This is a genomic window from Thioalkalivibrio versutus (assembly GCF_001020955.1).
GTDB lineage: Bacteria > Pseudomonadota > Gammaproteobacteria > Ectothiorhodospirales > Ectothiorhodospiraceae > Thioalkalivibrio > Thioalkalivibrio versutus.
Window position 1 is genome coordinate 364,536 of the sequence record NZ_CP011367.1, and the last position, 20,455, is coordinate 384,990.

A 20,455-nucleotide genomic window follows, 5' to 3' on the forward strand; every position below is an offset into this window, starting at 1 on the left:
GTTGTGCGCACCCGGGCCCGCACGGCCCCTGGATCTGGCTGAACTTCGTGGCTGATCCGGTGCATCATTGACCGGAGGGCGACTTGGCCCTAATCGCGTATCCGCCCGCATGGATAACCCCTCGACTGACGGGGCCGCCGTGGCAATCTCAAAGGGGGTCTCGTAGTCTCCCCGGCTCATCCATTCCGCTCTGGAGACATCGTGGCCACCATCCTGAATCTGTACGCCGACGAGCAGCCCGAGTCGAAGCACATCGTGCTACGCGCCCGCAGTGGCCAGGCGGTCTCCGCCAATTTCACCCTGCAGGATCGGCGCGGCCGCGAAAGCGCGGCGGAATACCTGTTTCATCTCTATTCCACCATCAAACAGAAGATGGGCGAACCGGTCCTGGATACTGCTGCACCATCGCCGGAAGACCAGACCGCCATGCAGCGACTGATCCTGTACTCGGCCGGCGCCCACGACACCATGTTCGGCACCTTTAGTGCCTCCAGTGCCTCCTCGGAGATGCCGGAGGAGGAGCGAAACGAGTTCGTGGAGATCTTCCTGCTGGCCTGCGCCACGGTCATCGAGGGTCAGCGGATCACCGTCGACCTCCAGCGCGGGCTCATCACCGCCGACGCCGCCTGAACGTAGGTCGGGGTCAGGCTTTGCCTGTTGACCCGCCTTCACCAGAGAGGCAAAAGGCAAGGTCTGAACAGCCCTCTCGGATTTTCAAGGGTGCTGAGGCCGTCCGCAGCAGGGGCTGACGTATGCTCTCAATTGGCGTCCACGGGGTGTCACCGAAGGATCTCCGCCCTGGATATCCCGGGGAGGACGCCCACTCCACTGGACTTGGGATCAGTCAAGCCAGGCCTGCGGCGCCGCTCCCAGAGGCCGCCTCCTGGCGCGCCGTGCCCTTCTGTTATCCACCGCACAGAAAGGCGTGGGCAGGATGCGGATAGTGGCCACCGCAGGGGAAGTAGTTCGTAGCGAGACGGAACGGCGCCTCGGGGCCTGCCAAAGGCCGGGTTCACCACCATGAGCATTGCCGCCCGACGAGCCTTTCCCGGCGATCGCCGCAGGTGCGGCGATGAACACACTGCGGAGCCGATGGCGATGACCTTATGCGGTCTTGCCCAGGGCAGCGCAATGGGATCCACAAGCACGCGGCTTCCATCGAAAATCCAGTCGGACAGGAGGTGTTTCATGACAGACAAGTCGAAAATGCAGGGCGAAGGCGACCGAAAATCCGCGAAGCGTTACAACGAAGACACGCAGGATTTTGTTGAGTCGGGCAAGGTTGACGACGCGGCCCGGAAAGCGGGAAAAGGCGACAAGGAAGAAATGGAGCGCGCCGAGAAGGCCGGCAAGGATCGTGCGAAGGAAGAGGATCCGAAGGTTAATCGGAACCATTCGAAGCCGACCAAGTAAGTCACTCAGGTGGACGGTCCGGGAAGGCGGACCGAGCCCGTTTGCGCCTTCCCGGCCATCCGCGTTTACCTAGGCAAGGCTGGTCCCTACCCAAACCAACAAGTGGATCACTGCATAGACGATCGCGATCGCAACGGCTACCAACCCGATCGTCAGTCCGATCATCAACGCTGTACTACGCCGTTTGATCTTCCGGGGATTGGCGAGGTATTGGTCAAGCAGGGCGACGTTTCGGCGGTTGGATTTCCACGCGAAATCGAACAGATCCCCAAACATCGGGATCACTCCGACGATGGTATCCACGGCGACGTTTCCGCCCATACGCAGTAACACCATACGTGGAGCGCCCAACTGGTAGGCCTGTCCGATGATGTAGGACGAGAACACCGCCCCGATCAAGTCCCCGATTCCCGGGATCAGACCGATCAGTCCATCCAAGCCTATGCGATAACCACCCGGCAAAGGAATTGCGGTGTCGAGGATATGTGCGAGACGTCGCAGCGAGGCTTGCTGCTTTGCGGTTGACTCTCTGGGATCTCCCGATCGGGTGCTCATTGCTGACGAAGGGTGGGCTCCCCGTTTCGCTTTAATGTTTGAGTATGACGTAAAGAGCGTGAATGATGCCCGGGATAAAGCCCAGCAGCGTTAGCACGATATTCAGCCAGAAGTGTCCCTTGAGACCCACCTCCAGAAACACACCCAGTGGCGGCAAGAGAATGGCAAATATAATCTTGATGGGGTCAGTTGCTGTAAATGCCATGATCGCTCTCTAGTGCCGAGTGGAATGCTCCCTCAACTCTGGGAGAAACGGGCTGTAGGGGTCTGTGCGAAGGCACACAAAAGGATCAGGCAGAAACGTTTACAGTACCAAGAGAAACGGGTCCCGGAGCCACCCTTCCACCTCGCCCGCTGTTCGAGGTGTCGGCCGATCCGTCGCCGTGCAAGGGACTGGGCGCGTAGGGCCCGTCCGACACCCCTCGATGCCCGGTTCTTTGTGAGAAATGACAAATGAATGCGTTGCTCCGGATCACGCTGATTCTGATTGGCTTGGCCTTGTGCGTGTTCACGTTGATGCCGGTCTTGCGTACTAGCGCGTGGTGGGTGCGGGTCTTTGATTTTCCTCGAGTGCAAATCACCGTCGTGATGGTGGCGGCGCTGCTGGCATGGGCCGTCGTGTACATGATGGATCGCCGCCGCAAGCAGTCCGAGGCGGGGGCTTCCGGTCCTGATAAGGGATGGCGCCCGATGGCCGCTGTCGTACCGGTCCCGCTCCCGGTGGTGCTGGGTTGGCAGGGCTCCCGTATCTTTCCTTACACCCCCCCCTTGGCCAACGTTCAGGTTGAAAACGCCAAGGGAGCGGAGCGAGCCGATACCGTCCGCTTGCTGATCCATAATGTCCGCTACGACAATCGTCAGACCGATGAGCTGCTGGAGAGCATCGAGCAGACCGACCCGGATTTGATCCTGCTTGTGGAGCCAACGCAATGGTGGGAGGAGCAACTCAGTCCGCGCCTATCCGATTATTCCCACACGGTGTTCCAGCTGCAGGAGAACCACTACGGAATCCTGCTGTATTCCAGACTTGAATTGGTTAACCCGCGGGTGCGCTTTCTGGTGGATGACGAGGTTCCCTCCATTCACACGGGTGTCCGCGCGCCAGCCGGCGGGATCATGACGCTGTATGGCCTTCATCCCAAGCCGCCGGGCCTGAAGCGGGAGGCCGATACGGACCGGGAGGACAGCGACCAGCGCGACGCGGAGCTGCTGATTGTCGCCAAAGAGGTCGCTGAACGCGTGAAGCAAGGGGGCGATGAACCGTTCATCGTCGCCGGGGACTTCAACGACGTGGCATGGTCGCACACCACCCGCCTGTTCCAGCGCATCAGTGGCTTGCTCGACCCGCGTGTGGGCCGCGGCCTGTTCAACACCTACCACGCGCAAAGCCGTAGTCTTCGCTTCCCACTCGACCACGTCTTCACGTCGGATCACTTCCGCCTCGTCAGCCTGGAAGTGCTTCCACCCCTTGGCTCGGACCACCACGCCGTCCTCGTGGCCCTTGCGCTCCAGCCCTCGGCCCGCGCCACCCAGGAAGGGCCCATGGAAAAGGCGGGCGATGGGGAGGAGGCCGAAGCAATCATCGACGACGCACAGGAGGCCGTGGAGTCTGGAAAGCAGGAGTAGGTTTCAGGGTTGCAGACCCTGGCCTGCAGCCTGCCGCAGATGGTGCGCCAAGGTGCCCGATGCGATTCGCTGTGCTCATCGCATCCTACCGACTGACTTGTAAGTAGCGGATTTTAATGGTGGGCCCGGTCGGACTCGAACCGACGACCAAGGGATTATGAGTCCCCTGCTCTAACCAACTGAGCTACAGGCCCGTATGGGGGGAGCGTACAAACGACTGCGGCGCCATTCTACCCGCAAGGGGAAGATGGCGCCGCATCGCTAGGTCGGGTTCCGGCCGCCGGGCCGGGACGCCGGTTACTCGGCGTCGGTGTAGGTGCGCAGCAGTTCGGCGCGGGTCGGGTGACGCAGCTTGCGCAGGGCCTTGGCCTCGATCTGGCGGATACGCTCGCGGGTGACGTCGAACTGCTTGCCGACCTCCTCGAGGGTGTGGTCGGTGTTCATGTCGATGCCGAAGCGCATGCGCAGGACCTTGGCCTCGCGCGGGGTCAGCGTGGACAGGATCTCGCGGGTGGCCTCGGTGAGGCTCTCCTGTGCGGCGGAGTCGGACGGCGAGGCGACCTTCTCGTCCTCGATGAAGTCGCCCAGATGCGAGTCTTCGTCGTCGCCGATCGGGGTCTCCATGGAGATCGGCTCCTTGGAGATCTTGAGCACCTTGCGGATCTTGTCCTCGGGCATCTCCATGCGCTCGGCCAGCTCTTCCGGGGTGGCCTCGCGGCCCATCTCCTGCAGCATCTGGCGGGAGACGCGGTTGAGCTTGTTGATCGTCTCGATCATGTGCACCGGGATGCGAATGGTGCGCGCCTGGTCCGCGATGGAGCGGGTGATCGCCTGGCGAATCCACCAGGTGGCGTAGGTCGAGAACTTGTAGCCGCGGCGGTATTCGAACTTGTCCACGGCCTTCATCAGGCCGATGTTGCCTTCCTGGATCAGGTCGAGGAATTGCAGGCCGCGGTTGGTGTACTTCTTGGCGATGGAGATCACCAGGCGCAGGTTGGCCTCGACCATCTCCTTCTTCGCGCGGCGGGCCTTGGCCTCGCCGATGGACATGCGGCGGTTGATCTCCTTGATCTCGGCGATGTTCAGGCTGGCCTCGCGCTCGATCTCGGCCAGCTTCTTCTGCAGGCGCACGATCTCTTCTTCGTGCTGGGCCAGGGCGTTGGTGTACTTGCCCTTGGCCTTGCAGGCTTCCTTGATCCAGTCGAGATTGGTCTCGTTCTTGGGGAAGCTGTCGATGAAGGCCTTGCGCGGCATCTGGGCCTGCTCGACGGCGAGCGCCATGATGCGGCGCTCGTGGCGGCGGACGTGGTCGATGCTGCCGTGCAGCTGGGTGGTCAGCTGGTCGACCATGCGCGGGATCAGCTTGAACTCCATGAAATACTTGGCGGTGGCCTCGCGCGCTACAGCGTAGGCCTCGCGGTTGCCCTTCTCGAAGGCCTTGTGCGCCTTGGCGTGCAGCTTGCGCAGCTTTTCGAAGCGCTCGCGCGCCTCTTCCGGATCCGGGCCGGTGTCCACCGGCTCGGCGGCTTCTTCGTCTTCCTCGGCGTCTTCCACCTCGTCGACGATGGCATCCAGTTCGGCGCTGGCCTGCTGCTCGGCGGCGGCCGCCGCAGCCGCCTTCTGCTCGTCCTGGGCCTTCTGGGCCTGTTCCGGCGTCACCAGGCCACGGGCCACGGCCTCACCGTTGGCGTGATCATTCGGGTCGATGAAGGAGACCACCAGGTCGGTCAGGCGGCCATTGTTCTCGACGATCCGGTCGTATTCACGGATCAGCCGTTCGATCGCGCCCGGATGGTGGGCGAGCGCGAACAGGACCTGCATCAGGCCCTCTTCGATGCGCTTGGCGATGCGGATCTCGCCTTCGCGGGTCAACAGCTCGACCGTGCCCATCTCGCGCATGTACATGCGCACGGGGTCGGTGGTGCGGCCGAAGTCGCTGTCGGCGGAGGCGAGCGCCGCCACGGCGTCCTCGGCGTCGTCGTCGGCAGAGACCGAACCGTCGGACAACAGAAGGCTGTCGGCGTCCGGGGCCTGCTCATGCACCGCGATGCCCATGTCGTTGATCATCGCAATGATGTCCTCGACTTGGTCGGAGTCGATGATCGAGTCGGGCAGGTGGTCGTTTACCTCGGTATACGTGAGGTATCCCTGCTCCTTGCCCTTGGCAATCAGTTCCTTGAGCTGGGATTGCTGCTCTTCACGATTCATTGCGGTCGTACTCCGAGGTGCTTGTTTGAGCCGTGGCAAGACGGCTCAAGGAAAGTGGGACGCAGAAAAATCAATCCTACATTGTAGCAGAAGATTCTTATATTGCCGGTGGCCTGATGGATTCTCGGGTCAAGGCTGGGTCGCGACCCGGCTCTGGGGCGACCTCCTTGACCGCTATGTTGAGGGCGAATCCGGGCGCTTCAAGCCCCGGCGCGCTATTTGGGCAGGTCGAACCGCTGCAACTGCTGGGTAAGACGGGCGAGCTCGGCGCGTTGTTCCGTTCCGAGTTCGGAACCGGGGCGAGTCAGTTCACGAATTCGCAATCGATAGTGCTGACGCAGGAGCTGGCGGGCGCAGTCCAGCGCCGTCTGGCGGGTGACCGCTGGCTCGCCGTCGTTGAGCTCCTGGTGGGCCAGGGCCATGAGTCGCTGAAAGTGGCGCTGGTCGCGAAAGCGCTCCAGCAGGCCGGCCGTGTGGCGTCCAGGGCTCTGGTCCAGGGCCGCGAGGACATTACGCAGGGTCTCGGCGGCCGCTCCGGGCAGCTCGACGACCTGGCGGAACTCGGGCTGTGACCAGTCCAGTTCGGGGTGTTGCAGGACGCGGGCGAGCAGGGCACCCCACAAGGCCGGGGCGCTCTCGCCGCGCGCGGGCGCACGGCCGCCGGGGGTGTCGGGGAGCTCGTGACCCGGGCTCGGTTCAGGGTTGCGGGCAGGCTGGGGAGGCTGTTCCGACAGGACCTGTTCCAGTCGCTCCTGGCTGAGCCCCGTCTCCTGTCCGATGCGTTCGACCAGCTGGTCACGAAACAGCGGATCGCGGGCGGTGGCGACCAGCTTCATCGCCGCGTGGGCGAAGCGGGTGCGGCCTTCGGCGGTGTCGGTGGGGTGCTCCTCGCGTTGCAGGCGCATCAGGGTCTCGGACAAGGGCAGGGCGCCGGCGAGGCGCTCCTCCCAGCCGGCCAGGCCGTCGCGCAGGACCAGGCTGTCCGGGTCGTCGCCCTCCGGCAGGAACAGCACGCGCACCTCGCGCAGGCCCTGGATCGCGGGCAGCGCCTCGCCCAGGGAGCGCCAGGCGGCGCGGCGGCCGGCGGCATCGCCATCGAAGCACAATGTGATGCGCGAGACCTGACGGAACAGGCTGTCCAGGTGGGCACGGGTGAGTGCGGTACCCATGCAGGCCACCGCGCGGTGGAACCCGGCGCGGGCCAGGCCGACCACGTCCATGTAGCCCTCGACCACCACGATGTCGTCCAGCCGGGTGCCGGCCTTGCGCGCCTCGAACAGGCCGTAGATGACCTGGCCCTTGTGGAAAACCTCGCTCTCCGGACTGTTCAGGTATTTCGGTTCGCCGTCCTCGATCAGGCGCCCGCCGAAGCCGGTGATGCGCCCGCGCCGGTCGCGGATCGGGAACATGATGCGGGAGCGGAAGCGCTCGCGGATACCGCCGTCGTCGCGCCGCGCGGCCAGGCCGGCATCGACCAGTTGCTGCGGAGTGAAACGTGGCTTGAGTGCCTCGATCAGCCCCGCGGGCGGGGCCCACCCGATCTGGTAGTTGCGCGCGGTGGCGCCGTCGATGCCGCGGTTCTTCAGGTAATCGACCGCCTTCGGCGTCTGGCGCAGTTGCTGCACGTACCATTCGGCGGCCGCGTCCAGCGCGTCATACAGCGGGGCATGGGCCTCGCGGCGGTCATCGTCCCCGGCCTCGCGCGGAACCTCGAGCCCGGCTTGTTCGGCCAGCTGCTCGATCGCCTCGGGAAAGCTCAGGTTCTCGTACTCCATCAGGAAGCTGATGGCCGTGCCGTGCGCCCCGCAGCCGAAGCAGTGATAGAACTGCTTTTGCGGGGAGACGTAGAACGATGGCGTCTTCTCGCCGTGGAACGGGCAGCAGGCCGCGAACTCGCGCCCGGCCTTCTTCAGGCTGACGCGGCGCTGAATGATCTCGACGATGTCACTGCGTTCGAGCAGATCGTCGATGAACGCCTGGGGAATGAGGCCTGCCATGGGGTCGCTGCGTGTTCCTCGGAGTCGTGCCGGTGGTTGGGTTCGCATGATAGCCCAGCGTCGGGCCGCAACACGTCATTGCGGCACGCCTTGGCCGACGGGGCAAGACCCGGCGGTTTCCAAGGCGGACGCCGGGGTTGCCCGTGGAGATCGCCACGTCGCTTCGCTCCTCGCGATGACGGTGTTTCGCTCTCGCGTCATTGCGAGGAGCCGGAGGCGACGAAGCAATCGTTATCTATGGCCCCCGATTCCGGTGCGGGACGCGGGACTGGATATTACGCGCTGCTCCTTTGCCACGGTCCCTGTTGGGTCCTGTAATGACGGACTTTTACGCGCGCAAACAAAACGGGCCCCGTGAGGGGCCCGAATCGTAGTGCTGCCGGATGGCGGGTCAGGCGGCCTGGCGCAGGTTGGCCAGCAGGCCCCGGAGTTCCGAGGCCTTGGGCTTCACCAGCCAGAACGAGCCCTGGTAGTCGTCGAAGCGCTCCAGGATTTCACGGCCCCAGGCGCTGTCGGTCTCGTGCACGAATTCCGTGACGAGTTCCTCCAGGTAGTTCCGGTGCGCCTCCATCTCCTCGGTGTCGAGGCGGTGCAGGTCGATTAGCTCGTTGTTGATGCGGTCCGGGAAGTCGTTCTCCCGGTCCAGCACGAACGCGAAGCCGCCGGTCATGCCCGCGCCGAAGTTGATGCCGGTATTGCCCAGCACCACCATCACGCCGCCGGTCATGTACTCGCAGCCGTGGTCGCCGATGCCTTCCACCACGGCGATCGCGCCGGAGTTGCGCACGCCGAAGCGCTCACCACACTGGCCGGCCGCGAACAGCTTGCCGCCGGTCGCCCCATACAGGCAGGTGTTGCCCATGATGGTGGTGTCGTGGCTGGCGAAGCTGGAGCCCTCCGGCGGCCGGATCACCAGCTTGCCGCCGGTCATGCCCTTGCCGACGTAGTCATTGGCATCGCCTTCCAGGTACAGGTGCAGACCGCCGGCGTTCCACACGCCGAAGCTCTGCCCGGCCGTGCCCTTCATGCGCACGGTGATCGCGGCGTCTGCCATGCCCTGATTGCCGTGACGCTTGGCGATCTCTCCGGACAGCCGCGCGCCGATCGAGCGGTCGGTGTTGGCCACGTCGAAGTGGTATTCGCCACCCGCCTTGCTCTCGATGGCCTCGAGCATCTCCGCGACCATCTTCTCGGCCAGCTCGCCCTTGTCGAACGGTTCGTTCTTCGGCGCCTTGCAGAAACGCGGCTTGTCGGCCAGGTCGCCGCTGGCCAGCAGGCCGTTCAGGTCCAGGTGCTGCTGCTTCGGGGTTTCGCCCGGCAGGACCTCCAGCAGATCGGTACGGCCGATCAGGTCGGTCAAGCTGCGCACGCCCAGCTTCGCCATCCATTCGCGGGTCTCGCGGGCGACGAACTGGAAGTAGTGCATGACCATCTCGGGCAGCCCGATGAAGTGGTTCATGCGCAGCACCTTGTCCTGCGTGGCCACACCCGTTGCGCAGTTGTTCAGGTGGCAGATGCGCAGGTACTTGCAGCCCAGCGCGACCATCGGGCCGGTGCCGAAGCCGAAGCTCTCGGCGCCCAGGATGGCCGCCTTGATGACGTCCAGGCCGGTCTTCAGGCCACCGTCGGTCTGCAGGCGTACCTTGTCCCGCAGGTCGTTGCCGCGCAGGGTCGCGTGGGTCTCGGACAGGCCCAGCTCCCACGGGGTGCCGGCGTACTTCACCGAGGTTAGCGGGCTGGCGCCAGTGCCGCCGTCATAGCCAGAGATCGTGATCAAGTCGGCGTAGGCCTTGGCCACGCCGGCGGCGATGGTGCCGACCCCGGCCTCGGAGACCAGCTTCACCGAGACCAGCGCATCCGGGTTGACCTGCTTGAGGTCGAAGATCAGCTGCGCTAGGTCCTCGATGGAGTAGATGTCGTGGTGCGGCGGCGGCGAGATCAGGGCCACGCCGGCATTCGAGAAGCGCAGCTCCGCGATCATCTTGTTGACCTTGTGCCCCGGCAGCTGGCCACCCTCGCCGGGCTTGGCGCCCTGGGCGACCTTGATCTGCAGGACTTCGGCGTTGACCAGGTAGTGCGGGGTCACGCCGAAGCGGCCGGAGGCCACCTGCTTGATCTTGGACATGCGCTCGGTGCCGTAGCGGGAGACGGCCTCGCCGCCCTCGCCGGAGTTGGAGCGTCCACCGAGGCGGTTCATCGCGGTGGCCAGGGCCTCGTGGGCCTCGGGCGACAGCGCGCCCAGGCTCATGCCGGCGGAATCGAAGCGCGGCAGGATATCGGCCTCGGGCTCGACCGCGTCAAGCTCGATCGGCTCGATGTCGTCGCGCACCTTGAGCAGGTCGCGCAGCACGGTCACCGGGCGTTCGTTCACCAGGTCCGCGTATTCCTTGTAGATCCCGTAGTCGCCGGACTGCACCGCGCGGTGCAGGGTCTGGATCACGTCCGGGTTGTAGGCGTGGTACTCGCCCCCGTGGACGTATTTCAGCAGACCGCCCTGGCCGGCGCTCTTGCGCGGGTTCCAGGCACGCTTCGACAGCGTCTCCAGATCCGCCTGAATGTCGGCGAAGCGGGTGCCCTGGATGCGGCTGGTGGTGCCCTTGAAGCAGGTCTCCACGATTTCGTCGGACAGGCCGACGATCTCGAACAGCTGCGCGCCGCGGTAGCTGGCAATGGTGGAGATGCCCATCTTGGACAGGATCTTGAACAGGCCCTTGTTGATGCCGCGGCGATAGTTCTGCGCCAGGGTCAGCGGGTCCGCGTTCGGGATCTCGCCGGACTGGCACATGCCGTGCAGCGCGGAGTAGGCCAGGTACGGATAGATCGCGGTGGCGCCGTAGCCCAGCAGCACCGCAAAGTGGTGCGGGTCGCGCACGGTGGCGGTTTCGGCGACGATGTTGGCGTCGGTGCGCAGCTTGGCGCCGATCAGGGCATGGTGAACCGCGCCCACGGCCAGCGCGGCCGGGATCGGGCGGCGTTCCGGGTCGATGCCGCGATCCGACAGGACCAGCACCACGGCACCGTCGCGCACGGCCTCGACCGCGTGCTCGGTCAGGGCCTTCACGGCGTCCTCCAGCGAGCCGGAATGGACGTCGTAGTTGAGGTCCATGCGCTCGACGCGGAAGGCGTCCTCGGTCTGGTTGCACAACTCGCGGAACTTGGCCTCGGACAGCACGGGGGAGTCGGACACCAGGCGGTGGGCGTGGTCCGGGGTCTCCTCGAACAGGTTCTGTTCGCGGCCGAAGCAGGTCTCCAGCGACATCACGATGCTTTCGCGCAGCGGATCGATCGCCGGGTTGGTCACCTGGGCGAACTGCTGGCGGAAGTAGTCGAACAGCGAACGGGTGTGGCTGGAGAGTACTGCGAACGGGGTGTCGTCGCCCATGGAGCCCACGGCCTCCTGCCCGGCCTCGGCCAGCACGCGCAGGATCTGGTCGCGTTCCTCGAAGGTCACGTCGAACAGCTTCTCGTAGGTCTCCAGGCGCTCGGGCGGCATCGGCTCGCCGGAGAACAGCTGGTTGTCGTCCAGCTGGCTCTTCAGGTGCTTCACGTGCGCGCGCAGCCACTGGCGGTAGGGCTGGCGGGTGCGGTTGATACGGTCGACGTCCTCGGGCTGCAGCAGCTCGCCGGACTCGGTATCCACGGCCAGCATCTGGCCGGGCTTCAGGCGCCCCTTGGCGACTACGTCCTCGGGGGCGTAGTCATACACGCCGATCTCCGAGGCCAGGGTGATGTGGCGGTCCTTGGTAATCACGTAGCGCGCCGGGCGCAGGCCGTTGCGGTCCAGGGTGCAGGCGGCGTAGCGGCCGTCGGTCAGCACGATGCCGGCCGGACCATCCCAGGGCTCCATGTGCATGGAGTTGTATTCGTAAAACGCGCGCAGGTCCGAGTCCATGTGCGCGACGTTCTGCCACGCCGGCGGGACCAGCAGGCGCATCGCGCGGAACAGGTCCATGCCGCCGGCCAGCAGCACTTCCAGCATGTTGTCCAGGCTCTGCGAGTCGGAGCCTTCGAGGTTGACCAGCGGCTCCAGCTCGGCCAGCTCCGGCAGTTTCTCGGTGGCGAACTTGTGCTGGCGCGCGACCGCCCAGTTGCGGTTGCCCTGCACGGTGTTGATCTCGCCGTTGTGGGCGAGGAAGCGGAACGGCTGCGCCAGGCCCCACTGCGGGAAGGTGTTGGTGGAGAAGCGTTGGTGGAACACGCAGATTGCCGTCTCCAGTTCCGGGCGCTTCAGGTCCGGGTAGAACACCGGCAGGTTGGCCGGCATCACCAGACCCTTGTAGGAGAGCACGTGCGCCGACAGGCTGGGCACGTAGAACACCGGGTCGTCGCCCATCGCGATCTCGGCGCGGCGGCGCACCACGAACAGTGCGCGCTCGAAGTCGGCCGCGTCCATGTCCGCCGGGGCATTGATAAACACCTGCAGGATGTGCGGCTGGGTCTTCATTGCCTCGGCGCCGCAGGCGTCTTCCGGGTTGACCGGCACCTCGCGCCAGCCGGCAAGCCGGAGCGGGCCGCGCTCGATGGCGCTCTCCACGGCGGCGCGGGTTTCGGCGATCTTGGCCGGGTTGATGAACACGATGCCGGCGGCGAAGCGCTCGGCCAGTTCAATCTTCGACTCGGAGGCGAGGGTGCGCAGGAAGGCCTCGGGGGTCTTCATCAGGAGCCCGCAGCCGTCGCCGGTCTTGCCGTCGGCGGCGATCGCGCCGCGGTGGGTCATGCGTTCCAGGGCCTTGATCGCGGTGTCGACCACCCAGTGGCTGGCTACGCCGTCCATGTGCGCAATGAGGCCGAAGCCGCAGTTGTCGCGCTCGAATTCGGGGCGGTAGAGGGTGCCGTTCAGTTGGTTCTGTCGCATTGGTCAACTCCGGTCGCAGCGCGCGGGGCCGTACGCGGGCGCGGTACGTTGGTCAGGGCCGTCCCTGGAAAAAGAACACGGAAAAAGGCGCAGGAATATAGCCGAACCGTCATTCTCCCGGCAAACCGGGGCCGGTCAAGAAGACACGACATCGACGCAGGTTAAGTCGTGGTGACCAAGCAGCGCGGGGATCAGTCGCGCACGGCGTTCTGGACCGAGCCGATGGAGCGGATCCAGGGTTCGTCGCGGTGCACGGCGGCGGGCAGGTCCTCCGCGGCGCGCTGGGCGGCGGCCCGGTCGGGGAAGACCCCGGCCAGGATGACCACGAATTCGCGGTTGTTGACGCGCGTTGGGATATAGCGGATCCCGCCCAGGTCGTGCTGATCGGCATAGGCCCGTGCGGCCCCCATGTTCGGCGCGGCCAGCAGCTGGATGGTCGTGGCGCCTCCGTCCTGGTCGTTCAGCCAGGCGCGGTCGTTGCGCAGGCGCTCGGCGTCGGCATCCTCTGCGGCCGGCTCTTCGGTGGCGGGTTCCGGCTCGGGCGTGGGCTCGGGCGTGGGCGTGGGTTCGGGTGCCGGTTCAGGCTCCGGTTCCGGAGTGCTTTCTGGCTCGGCCGGCGGTTCGGATGCGGGCGCCGTCTCCGTGGGTTCCGCCGCCGTCTCGGGTTCGGGCTCGTCCGCGGCCGGGTCCTGGGTGGCGGTCTCCCGCTCGGTCGGTTCGGCTTCGGCCGGAGGGGGCAGGTCCAGTGGGTCGGCCACGACGACCTCGTCGTCGGTGGTGGCTGCCGGCCCCTCGGGCGCGGGTTCCGGCTCGGCCTCGGTGATGCGCGGCTCGGGCAGGGGTAGTTCGATGATCTCGCTATCGGTCGGCGCGGATTCCGTCTCCAGCAGTTGCCAGGCGACCGGGGCGGCGATGCCCAGGGCCACGGTGATGGCTACCGCCGGGACGAACCAGCGCTGGTTCCAGAAGGCGACGTTCTCCGCCGCCGGCGGCTCCGGGATGCGGTGATCGGCGTCGATGCCGCCCGGTTCGCCCGGCGGCGCCTCGGGGGCTGTCTCGCGGGGCGGGTCGGGTCGCGGAGTGGACGCGGCAAGAGCCTCGGCCGCCGGGGTGAAGCGGTCGTCGTCCGGGTCGCGGCTGGCGCGGATGGTCGTCTCCGGGGGCGTTTCGCTCGCCGGCTCGGCCTCGCGGGTGGAGGGGGTGAGCGCGGGCTCCCCGTCTTGCGGTTCGATGTCGGTGTCTGTCTCGGCCGCCTCGCCCGCGGCCACCCCCGGGGCAGTGCTGCCGGCGGCTGTGGCTGCGGCGCCGGTCCGGCGCTCGCTGCGGCACTGGCGTTCGAGGAAGCTGTTGGCTTCGCGGTTGAGATTGCCGGGCAGGCCCTGACTGGTGGTCTGCAGGTGATGGATGGCGTCTGCATCCAGCAGGCGATCGGGGTCGGCCAGGCCCGCGGCCTGCAGGCGGTGGCGCAGGTAGGCCGCGGTCTGCTCCAGGTTGAACGCGCGCAGGCTGACGCGAGTGACCTGGTCCTCGTCGGAGGGGTCGGGCAGGTAAAGGCGGCGGCGCAGTAGCCCACTGGAACCGACCAGGATGATGCGCGGGGCGCGGCCCTGCCTGGCAAGGATCTCGCTGCGCATGCGCATCAGGTTGTTGACGATGTCGGTGCCGACCAGGTGCGCGTCATCCATCGCGATAACCGGGTCGACGCCTTCGGCGACGCGGTCGCCGAGGAGTTCGGTCAGTGGGCGGTCGGGATCGTCCGCGTTCTGCGAGCGCAGGTAATTGCGGATGGTGTTGTCCACCGACTCGAACTGGGTGTTGATGCGCGCACGGAAGGCGATCAGCTCGAACGGGTCGGGCAGCATCGCCAGCAGTCGCATCAGCTGGAGGCTGCGGCCGGAACCGTTCTCGCCGGTCATCAGCACGACTGCGCCGGGGCCGTTCAGGGCAGCCCGCGCGGACTCGAGCAGGCCATCCAGCAGCGGGTCGCTGTAGATGAAGGTCTCGTCGGGCGCGTCGTCAAACGGCGGCGCGTGCAGGCCGAGGTGTTCCAGGCATTGTTCGGAAAGCGCCATCGAATTCCTTTTCAGGTCAGCGTGCCCAGGTCGAACAGGCGGTGGTGTTCACGGATGGCGTGGCGGTCGGTCATGCCGGCGATGTAGTCGGCGATGGCGCGTTGCGGCCCGTGCGCGTCGTGGGTGGCCATCTCGTCGGCATGCCGCTGGTAGTGCTCGGGCATCAGGCGTGGCTCCGACTCGAACGCGGCAAACAGATCGTGGATCAGCTGGCGGGCCTTGTGCATTACCCCGTGGACCTGGTGGTGATGGTAGAGGTTCTCGCGCAGGAAGCCCTTGAGCTCGCGCGCCTGTTCCGCCATCTGCGGGCTGAAGCGGATCAGTGCCTCGCCGGCGCGGCGTACGTCGTCGGGGGTTTGCGGGCGCTGGTGGTCGATCGCGTACTGGCTGGTCTCGATCAGGTCGCCGACCAGGGCGTCGATCATGCGCCGGACGGTCTCGTGCTGGATGCGACGCGGGTCCAGGTTCGGGTACCGGGCCTGGACCGTCTCGCGGCAGTCGCGGAACAGGGTGACCTCGGCGAGGCGGTCCATGGTGAGCAGCCCGGAGCGCAGGCCGTCATCGACGTCGTGATTGTTGTAGGCGATCTCGTCGGCGACGTTCGCGAGCTGAGCCTCGAGGCTCGGCTGTTCCTTCTGCAGGAAGCGCACCCCGATCTCGCCCAGCTGGCGGGCCTTCTCGGGTGCGCAGTGCTTGAGGATGCCCTCGCGGGTCTCGTAGGTGAGGTTGAGGCCGTCGAAGTCGGCGTAGTGGCGCTCCAGCAGGTCGACGATGCGCAGCGACTGCAGATTGTGCTCGAAGCCGCCGTGCTCGCGCATGCAGGCATTCAGCGCGTGCTGTCCGGCATGCCCGAAGGGGGTGTGGCCGAGATCGTGCGCCAGCGCGACGGCCTCGGTCAGGTCCTCGTTCAGTTGCAGGGCGCGCGCGATGGAGCGCCCGATCTGCGCGACCTCCAGCGAATGGGTCAGGCGGTTGCGGAACAGATCGCCCTCGTGGCTGATGAAGACCTGGGTCTTGTACTCCAGCCGGCGAAAGGCGCTGGAATGCACGATGCGATCGCGGTCGCGCTGGAAATCGCTGCGGTGACGCGGCGCGGCCTCGGCCTGGGCGCGGCCGCGCGAACGTGCGGGGTCGCAGGCGTAGGGCGCCAGGCCCGGTGCGGCCGCGCTGGGGGTGGCCATGGTTTCAGGCGACACGGGCATGCTCGTGCAGGGTGTCGTCCAGGGCGTCCTGCTCGAACGCGTCGGTGAGGACGGCTTCGCCAATGCCGCGCAGCAGTACCAGGCGCAGGCGGCCGCTGGCCACCTTCTTGTCGATCGCCATCAGCTCGCGGAAGCGGTCCGGGGTCACCGCCCCCGGCGGTTCCAGGGCCAGGCCGGCGCGCTGGATCAGGGCCTCGGCGCGTTCGCGACCAGCGGTATCCAGCCAGCCCATGCGTTCGGACATGCGTGCGGCCATGGCCATCCCGGTGCCCACGGCCTCGCCGTGCAGCCAGGCGCCGTAGCCCATGCCGGCCTCGATCGCGTGGCCGAAGGTGTGGCCCAGGTTGAGCAGGGCGCGAATGCCGCCCTCGCGCTCGTCGGCGGCGACGATCTCGGCCTTGCAGGCGCAGGAGCGACGGATGGCGTAGGCCAGCGGTTCGGGTTCCAGTGCGCGCAGGGCTTCGATGTGTTCCTCCAGCCAGGCGAAGAATTCGGCGTCGCGGATCAGGCCGTACTTGATCACCTCGGCCAGGCCCGCCTGGAGCTCGCGCTGGGGCAGGGTCTTCAGCGTGTCGGTGTCGATGACGACGGCGCGGGGTTGATGAAAGGCGCCGATCATGTTCTTGCCCAGCGGGTGATTGACACCGGTCTTGCCGCCAACCGAGGAGTCGACCTGGGCGAGCAGGGTGGTTGGGACCTGAACGAAGTCGATACCGCGCTGGTAGATCGCGGCGGCAAACCCGGCGATATCACCGACCACCCCGCCGCCCAGGGCGACGATGCGGCTGCCGCGATCCAGGCGCGCCTCCAGCAGCCGGGATAGGATGGTCTCTACCGTCGCGAGGGTCTTGTGCTGTTCGCCGTCGGGCAGTTCGATCCATAGCGGGTCGCTGCTGATGTCGCAGGCGGCGAGGTTCCGGCGCAGGGCGTCGCCATACAGCGGCCCGACCGTGGTGTTGGTCACCACGGCGACGCGCCGGCCGTGCAGCGCCGGCCGGAGCCGCTCCGGTTCGCCCAGCATGCCCGGCCCGATGTGGATCGGGTAGCCGCGTTCGCCCAGTTCTACGTTGAGACTTTCCATGCCCGTCATCATAGCGTGCGGGCCGACGGCGGCGTAAGCCGGGCATTCCGCATGGTGCGGATCGCTTCACGGACTTTTGCAATTGGCGCCGGTTGGATTACCATAGGGAGTTCTGCATGGTCGCCCGGAGTGTTTGGCGGCCGGTTTTGTTATTTTTGATCGAGATGATCCTGCATCCGTTTCGGAGATTGTATGCCGCACGTACGAATTCGTGAGAACGAGCCCTTCGAGGTCGCCCTGCGCCGTTTCAAGCGCACCTGCGAGAAAGCCGGCGTGGTCGCGGAAGTCCGCCGCCGTGAGTACTACGAGAAGCCGACCACCGAGCGCAAGCGCAAGGCCGCTGCCGCGGTGAAGCGTCAGCTGAAGAAGAATTCCCGCGACATGACTCGTCGGGTGCGTTTGTACTGAACCCCGTCCGGGTGGCTGCCCGGACCCGAGGACCCAAAGATGTCGCTCAAGGCCCGGTTGCAGGATGACGTCAAGCAGGCCATGCGGGCCCGGGCCAAGGACCGCCTGGCTGCATTGCGCATGATTCAGGCCGAGGTATCGCAGTTCGAGGTGGACGAGCGGCGCGAGGCCGACGACGACACCGTGCTGGCGATCCTCAATCGCATGCTCAAGCAGCGGCGTGATTCCATCGATCAGTATCAGAAGGGCGGTCGCGAAGACCTCGCCGAGCGCGAGGCCGCCGAGGTCGTCATCATCGAGGAATACATGCCCGAGCCGCTGGACGCCGCCGCGCTGGACCAGTTGGTGAGCGAGGCGATTGCCGAGACCGGAGCCAGTGCCCCGGGTGACATGGGCCGCGTCATGGGGGTGCTGAAACCCCGGGTCTTCGGGCGTGCGGACATGGGCCAGGTGAGCCAGAAGGTCCGCGCCGCCCTGCAGGGCTGACTACGGGCCGGATCCCGGCCGAACTCCCCGGGCCCATCGCGGCCCCTATCCCGATTTCGTCGGAGCGAGTGTTCCATGGCTTCCAATCCGATGCAGTTCCTGGACCTCCCGCGCCAGGACCCCCAGAAGACTCCCGCCGAGATCCGGATCCACGAATTCGGCGAGATCATTGGTCAGTTCGATCCGGCGACCGCCGGTCAGCAGGCCGGCCGTTGCCTTGCCTGTGGCAATCCCTATTGCGAATGGAAGTGCCCGGTCCACAACTTCATCCCCAACTGGTTGAAGCTGGTGGAGGAAGGCAATCTGTTCGCGGCCGCCGAGCTCTCGCACAAGACCAACTCGTTGCCCGAAGTGTGTGGCCGCGTATGTCCGCAGGATCGTCTGTGCGAGGGGGCCTGCACCCTGAACGACGGCTTCGGCGCGGTCACCATCGGCTCGGTCGAGAAGTACATCACCGACGAGGCCCTGAAGGCCGGCTGGCGCCCGGATCTGTCGGATGTCACCCCGACCGGCAAGCGTGTCGCAGTGATCGGCGCCGGGCCCGCGGGATTGGGCTGCGCGGACATCCTGGCGCGCAATGGCGTGCAGGCGGTGGTGTATGACCGCTATCCGGAGATCGGCGGCCTGCTGACCTTCGGCATCCCGCCGTTCAAGCTGGAAAAGCACGTGATCCGCACTCGCCGCGAGATCCTCGAGGGCATGGGCGTCGAATTCCGTCTGAATATCGAGATCGGCCGCGACATCGCGATGGATGCGCTGCTGGAAGAATACGACGCCGTGTTCCTCGGCATGGGCACCTACACCGCGATGCAGGGCGGCTTCCCCGGCGAGGACCTGCCGGGCGTTTATCCCGCCCTGCCGTTTTTGATCTCCAATATCCGCCAGGTGATGAACTGGCCGCAGGAAGAAGGCCACGAGTTCATCGACATGGCCGACCAGCGGGTGGTCGTGCTGGGTGGCGGCGACACCGCGATGGACTGCAACCGCACCTCGATCCGCCAGGGCGCGGCATCGGTGACCTGCGCCTACCGCCGCGACGAAGACAACATGCCCGGATCGCGCAAGGAAGTGGTGCATGCGCGCGAAGAGGGCGTGCATTTCGAGTTCAACGTGCAGCCGGTGGAGATCGTCGGCGACGGCAAGGTCGAGGGCGTGAAGGTCGTGCGTACCCAGATGGGCGCCCCGGACGAACGGGGCCGCCGCCGTCCCGAGCCGGTCCCCGGCTCCGAACACGTAATCCCGGCCGACCGGGTGCTGATCGCCTTTGGCTTCCGTCCGTCTCCCTCCGACTGGTTTGCCGACTACAAGATCGGCATCGACGAGGGCGGCCGCGTGCAGACCGCGGGCGAGCATGCCTTCCAGACCGGCAACCCGAAGGTCTTTGCGGGCGGCGACATGGTGCGCGGCTCCGATCTGGTGGTCACCGCCGTCTTCGAGGGCCGCGAGGCCGCCGAAGGCATCCTTGAATACCTCGGCGTTTGAGCCTTTCGATGTCCCAGAACCTGAAGAACGACCTCCTGCTGCGAGCCCAGCTGCGCGAACCGGTGGAGCGTCCGCCGATCTGGATCATGCGCCAGGCCGGGCGCTACCTGCCGGAGTATCGCGAGACCCGCGCCCAGGCCGGCAGCTTCATGAGCCTGTGCCAGAACCCGGAGCTGGCCTGCGAAGTCACCATGCAGCCACTGCGCCGGTTTCCTCTCGATGCGGCGATCCTGTTCTCCGACATCCTCACCATCCCCGACGCGATGGGGCTGGGTCTGTATTTTGAGACGGGCGAGGGCCCACGTTTCCGCGAGCCGGTGCGTACGCTGGAGGCGATCGAGAACCTGCCGGTGCCGGACCCGGAGCAGGAGCTACGCTACGTGATGGACGCGGTGCGCCTGATCCGCCGCGAGCTGGACGGCCAGGTCCCGCTGATTGGTTTTGCCGGCAGCCCATGGACCCTGGCGACCTACATGGTTGAGGGCCAGGGCTCGCGCGACTTCGCCGAGACCAAGCGTCTGATGTACGGCGAGCCGCAGGCGATGCATGCCCTGCTGCAAAAGGTCGCCACCGCGGTGACCGATTATCTGAACGCGCAGATCCGCGCCGGCGCCCAGTCGGTGATGATCTTCGACACCTGGGGTGGTTCGCTTACTCCGCGCGCCTATCGCGAGTTCTCGCTGGCCTACATGCAGCGCATCGTCGACGGGCTGATCCGTGAAAACGATGGCCGCCGCGTCCCGGTGACGCTGTTCACCAAGGGTGGCGGGGCCTGGCTGGAAATGATGGCGGATACCGGGGCGGATGCCCTGGGGCTGGACTGGACCATCGAGATCGCCGAGGCCAGCCGGCGGGTCGGCGATCGCGTTGCGCTGCAGGGCAACCTCGATCCGTCGGTGCTCTACGCACCCGAGGCGGTAGTCCGCGAAGAGACCCAGCGGGTGCTGGATGGTTTCGACCGCGAAACCGGTCATGTCTTCAATCTTGGCCACGGCATTCATCCGGGGATCGATCCGGAGCGGGTGGCCGCGATGGTGGACACCGTCACCAACTACCGACGCTAGTCGCGC

Annotated in this window: 15 protein-coding genes and 1 tRNA gene; 7 read left to right on the forward strand and 9 right to left on the reverse strand. The window is 66.2% G+C overall.

The window, feature by feature from the left end; genetic code table 11:
• Window positions 1-201: 201 nt before the first annotated feature.
• Window positions 202-630 carry a hypothetical protein gene (locus TVD_RS01715; RefSeq protein WP_047250654.1) on the forward strand — a complete coding sequence of 143 codons (429 nt, stop codon included), beginning with the start codon at window positions 202-204 and terminating at the stop codon, window positions 628-630.
• Window positions 631-1,020: 390 nt separating this feature from the next.
• Entirely contained in the window at window positions 1,021-1,413 is a 393-nt protein-coding gene (locus tag TVD_RS14505) for a hypothetical protein (protein WP_156167486.1), read from the forward strand.
• Window positions 1,414-1,482: 69 nt separating this feature from the next.
• Here the strand turns inward: TVD_RS14505 and TVD_RS01725 are convergent, their stop codons facing one another.
• Together TVD_RS01725 and TVD_RS13900 are read right to left on the reverse strand one after the other, a co-directional pair.
• Window positions 1,483-1,968 carry a DUF4112 domain-containing protein gene (locus tag TVD_RS01725; RefSeq protein WP_047250656.1) on the reverse strand — a complete coding sequence of 162 codons (486 nt, stop codon included), beginning with the start codon at window positions 1,966-1,968 and terminating at the stop codon, window positions 1,483-1,485.
• Between the two features lie 31 nt (window positions 1,969-1,999).
• Complete coding sequence (locus TVD_RS13900; protein WP_047250657.1) at window positions 2,000-2,173, reverse strand: YqaE/Pmp3 family membrane protein; 174 nt, start codon at window positions 2,171-2,173, stop codon at window positions 2,000-2,002.
• A 248-nt stretch (window positions 2,174-2,421) separates the two neighbouring features.
• Here TVD_RS13900 and TVD_RS01735 point away from each other — a divergent pair, with 248 nt between their 5' ends.
• The gene (locus tag TVD_RS01735) at window positions 2,422-3,594 is read left to right on the forward strand and encodes an endonuclease/exonuclease/phosphatase family protein (RefSeq protein ID WP_047250658.1); all 1,173 of its coding nucleotides are present in this window, start codon (window positions 2,422-2,424) and stop codon (window positions 3,592-3,594) included.
• 117 nt (window positions 3,595-3,711) lie between these two features.
• On the opposite strand, the gene TVD_RS01740 is transcribed toward TVD_RS01735, so the two are convergent.
• The 7 genes from TVD_RS01740 to aroB all read right to left on the reverse strand — a co-directional run bounded on the left by TVD_RS01740 (window position 3,712) and on the right by aroB (window position 17,021).
• A tRNA-Ile gene (locus tag TVD_RS01740) sits at window positions 3,712-3,788 on the reverse strand.
• A gap of 103 nt (window positions 3,789-3,891) precedes the next feature.
• Window positions 3,892-5,802 carry an RNA polymerase sigma factor RpoD gene (rpoD, locus tag TVD_RS01745; protein ID WP_018144555.1) on the reverse strand — a complete coding sequence of 637 codons (1,911 nt, stop codon included), beginning with the start codon at window positions 5,800-5,802 and terminating at the stop codon, window positions 3,892-3,894.
• A 215-nt stretch (window positions 5,803-6,017) separates the two neighbouring features.
• Window positions 6,018-7,799, reverse strand: coding sequence for a DNA primase (dnaG, locus tag TVD_RS01750; protein WP_047250659.1), 1,782 nt, complete (start codon window positions 7,797-7,799; stop codon window positions 6,018-6,020).
• Window positions 7,800-8,190: 391 nt separating this feature from the next.
• Window positions 8,191-12,654: a glutamate synthase large subunit gene (gene gltB / locus TVD_RS01755; RefSeq protein ID WP_047250660.1), complete on the reverse strand. Its 4,464-nt coding sequence runs from the start codon at window positions 12,652-12,654 to the stop codon at window positions 8,191-8,193.
• A gap of 191 nt (window positions 12,655-12,845) precedes the next feature.
• On the reverse strand, window positions 12,846-14,726 hold the full coding sequence (locus tag TVD_RS01760) for an SPOR domain-containing protein (RefSeq protein WP_047250661.1): 1,881 nt from the start codon (window positions 14,724-14,726) through the stop codon (window positions 12,846-12,848).
• Window positions 14,727-14,737: 11 nt separating this feature from the next.
• A complete protein-coding gene (locus TVD_RS01765) occupies window positions 14,738-15,907 on the reverse strand; it encodes a deoxyguanosinetriphosphate triphosphohydrolase (protein WP_047250662.1) in 1,170 nt (389 codons plus the stop codon).
• A 4-nt stretch (window positions 15,908-15,911) separates the two neighbouring features.
• On the reverse strand, window positions 15,912-17,021 hold the full coding sequence (gene aroB, locus TVD_RS01770; protein WP_047250663.1) for a 3-dehydroquinate synthase: 1,110 nt from the start codon (window positions 17,019-17,021) through the stop codon (window positions 15,912-15,914).
• Between the two features lie 180 nt (window positions 17,022-17,201).
• On the opposite strand from aroB, the gene rpsU reads away from it, so the two are divergent.
• The 4 genes from rpsU to hemE all read left to right on the forward strand — a co-directional run bounded on the left by rpsU (window position 17,202) and on the right by hemE (window position 20,449).
• Complete coding sequence (rpsU, locus tag TVD_RS01775; protein WP_018144550.1) at window positions 17,202-17,417, forward strand: 30S ribosomal protein S21; 216 nt, start codon at window positions 17,202-17,204, stop codon at window positions 17,415-17,417.
• A 39-nt stretch (window positions 17,418-17,456) separates the two neighbouring features.
• Complete coding sequence (locus TVD_RS01780; RefSeq protein WP_018176191.1) at window positions 17,457-17,903, forward strand: GatB/YqeY domain-containing protein; 447 nt, start codon at window positions 17,457-17,459, stop codon at window positions 17,901-17,903.
• A gap of 75 nt (window positions 17,904-17,978) precedes the next feature.
• The gene (locus TVD_RS01785; RefSeq protein WP_018176190.1) at window positions 17,979-19,385 is read left to right on the forward strand and encodes an FAD-dependent oxidoreductase; all 1,407 of its coding nucleotides are present in this window, start codon (window positions 17,979-17,981) and stop codon (window positions 19,383-19,385) included.
• An 8-nt stretch (window positions 19,386-19,393) separates the two neighbouring features.
• The gene (hemE, locus tag TVD_RS01790) at window positions 19,394-20,449 is read left to right on the forward strand and encodes a uroporphyrinogen decarboxylase (RefSeq protein WP_018144547.1); all 1,056 of its coding nucleotides are present in this window, start codon (window positions 19,394-19,396) and stop codon (window positions 20,447-20,449) included.
• The last annotated feature ends 6 nt before the right edge of the window (window positions 20,450-20,455 follow it).

Coding starts and splice junctions, on each gene's coding strand:
- TVD_RS14505 (WP_156167486.1), top strand. CDS start 1,021: ATGAGCATTGCCGCCCGACGAGCCTTTCCCGGCGATCGCCGCAGGTGC.
- TVD_RS01725 (WP_047250656.1), bottom strand. CDS start 1,968: ATGAGCACCCGATCGGGAGATCCCAGAGAGTCAACCGCAAAGCAGCAA.
- TVD_RS13900 (WP_047250657.1), bottom strand. CDS start 2,173: ATGGCATTTACAGCAACTGACCCCATCAAGATTATATTTGCCATTCTC.
- TVD_RS01735 (WP_047250658.1), top strand. CDS start 2,422: ATGAATGCGTTGCTCCGGATCACGCTGATTCTGATTGGCTTGGCCTTG.
- rpoD (WP_018144555.1), bottom strand. CDS start 5,802: ATGAATCGTGAAGAGCAGCAATCCCAGCTCAAGGAACTGATTGCCAAG.
- dnaG (WP_047250659.1), bottom strand. CDS start 7,799: ATGGCAGGCCTCATTCCCCAGGCGTTCATCGACGATCTGCTCGAACGC.
- gltB (WP_047250660.1), bottom strand. CDS start 12,654: ATGCGACAGAACCAACTGAACGGCACCCTCTACCGCCCCGAATTCGAG.
- TVD_RS01760 (WP_047250661.1), bottom strand. CDS start 14,726: ATGGCGCTTTCCGAACAATGCCTGGAACACCTCGGCCTGCACGCGCCG.
- TVD_RS01765 (WP_047250662.1), bottom strand. CDS start 15,907: ATGGCCACCCCCAGCGCGGCCGCACCGGGCCTGGCGCCCTACGCCTGC.
- aroB (WP_047250663.1), bottom strand. CDS start 17,021: ATGATGACGGGCATGGAAAGTCTCAACGTAGAACTGGGCGAACGCGGC.
- rpsU (WP_018144550.1), top strand. CDS start 17,202: ATGCCGCACGTACGAATTCGTGAGAACGAGCCCTTCGAGGTCGCCCTG.
- TVD_RS01780 (WP_018176191.1), top strand. CDS start 17,457: ATGTCGCTCAAGGCCCGGTTGCAGGATGACGTCAAGCAGGCCATGCGG.
- TVD_RS01785 (WP_018176190.1), top strand. CDS start 17,979: ATGGCTTCCAATCCGATGCAGTTCCTGGACCTCCCGCGCCAGGACCCC.
- hemE (WP_018144547.1), top strand. CDS start 19,394: ATGTCCCAGAACCTGAAGAACGACCTCCTGCTGCGAGCCCAGCTGCGC.